Annotated in this window: 1 protein-coding gene; it reads left to right on the forward strand. The window is 55.5% G+C overall.

Annotated features, from left to right (window positions below):
- Window positions 1-194 precede the first annotated feature (194 nt).
- Complete coding sequence (locus PQR42_RS45455; RefSeq protein WP_408496080.1) at window positions 195-656, forward strand: hypothetical protein; 462 nt, start codon at window positions 195-197, stop codon at window positions 654-656.
- The last annotated feature ends 634 nt before the right edge of the window (window positions 657-1,290 follow it).

Here is a 1,290-nt window from a genome sequence, read left to right on the forward strand (position 1 = left end):
CTTTGGCCTTATAACTGTCAGGCTTATGATAGAAATTCGCGCTCAGCTTGGTCCACCCCCAAGGGCACGATATGTCTCTCGGAGGAGAGCGTTTCGGCTATGTCGGGTAGCGCACAAAATGCCGACGCTTTACATGCAAACAGATTTCTTTTGCCTAGGCTGTAAGGAAAGACGGTACCAGTGGAGACCAGCCTATGCGCAGACTTGCGATTGCTAAGGGAGTGCAGGTGCCGATAGCGCTTTTTGTCTGTGCCCTCTCCTCGCCCGCATGGGCCTACTTTCCTGATTGCGCTGAAGCGGAGGAGCTTCTAACCGGCAAGTCGTGGAAAAACTTTGAGAATGGCGAAATTTATCAGTTTTCGAAGACCGGCCCGCTGAAAGGTACGCGGACCGTAGACACTCAGTACGAATCCCGATATTCGCTGAGACCGCTTCGTCTTGTCGAAAATCACGGAGAGAAGACCGCCGAGCGCGTTTGCCAGATAACTGTGAATCTCCCCCTTAATGGTGACTGTGCCGGTGACGTTGCCGGATATTTCATTGAGGTTGTCGGCGAGTCGGTGCAGTTTCGAACAGGGTTCGACGGATGGGTGCCGGATAGTATCTGGAAAGTCTGCGACCCTGCAAAAACGTATTCCATAGCGCCGACCCGGTGACAAAACTTCTTTAAATAGGATGGTTATCACAATGCCGCGGACATTTGTAGTTTTGTTCATCGCTCTACTAGCGACACAGACCGCGCGGGCGGATTTGCATACGTACACGGGGGTTGGGGCCAGTCAGGCAACAGCGTGCGCGGCAGCAAAGGCGGAATCGCAGCAAACGGTAAATACAGTCGCCTATGGTAAGGTTCGCAGCCTCAGTAGTTGCGATTGCTCCTCCGGTAAAAGCGGACGCTGGACTTGCTCCGTTGACGCGCGGCACGAAAAGTAGCGACATTCATTGGAGGTCATTATGCTGCAACGACTTTGTTGCTCTACCGTCTTTGCATTGGCGTCTATTACGGTGCTGGCTCAAACGCAGCCGCGCCCGAGCGGACACCCAACTCCCGCACCCACAGCTACGCCGCAAGACAACGCTGGCGTGCGGAGGGCCGAAGCGAATGCCGCCGCGCGAGGCGGATTGGACGCGGCGGACATGCGGGATATCAGGCCGGGAGGGAGCGGCGGAATGAGCAACGCTCCATCTGGCGGCGTCGGTAAGCCACCCTATACACGGAGCAGCCAATAGGGGGGGGGACCAAGCTGAGCGCGAATTTCTATCATAAGCCTGACAGTTATAAGGCCAAAC

It is taken from the genome of Paraburkholderia sediminicola (genome assembly GCF_046027355.1).
Taxonomy (GTDB): Bacteria; Pseudomonadota; Gammaproteobacteria; order Burkholderiales; family Burkholderiaceae; genus Paraburkholderia; species Paraburkholderia sediminicola_B.

What these genes read in the sequence shown, in the direction of transcription:
- PQR42_RS45455 (WP_408496080.1), top strand. Translation starts at nt 195, where the DNA reads ATGCGCAGACTTGCGATTGCTAAGGGAGTGCAGGTGCCGATAGCGCTT.